We start from the raw sequence: 242 nt of genomic DNA on the forward strand, positions 1-242 counted from the left end.
GCCTGCGGCAATGGCATATGCTGCAAACTGTAGCTCGCGGCCAGGGCGCTGTGAGCCAGTGCTTTTAACTGATGATAGTTATCACCGTTCACCGGGTAATGTTTTATCTCACTGCCGCAGCAGCTAATCAAATCGCTACCACTGCGGATAATCAGCAGCACTTCACCTGCAGTGATCTGCTGTTCAAAATACTGCTTTCTTTTGGCATACAGCTGATAAAAATGCTGGTTAAAAGCCTGCAG

Annotated in this window: 1 protein-coding gene; it reads right to left on the reverse strand. The window is 48.3% G+C overall.

Annotated elements, in window-relative coordinates; all coding sequences use genetic code 11:
* Positions 1-242, reverse strand: a 242-nt coding sequence (locus SB753_RS40650; RefSeq protein WP_410805624.1) for a hypothetical protein, incomplete at both ends; no start/stop codon positions are given.

The organism is Paraburkholderia sp. SIMBA_053 (assembly GCF_046534895.1).
Taxonomy (GTDB): Bacteria; Pseudomonadota; Gammaproteobacteria; order Burkholderiales; family Burkholderiaceae; genus Paraburkholderia; species Paraburkholderia caledonica.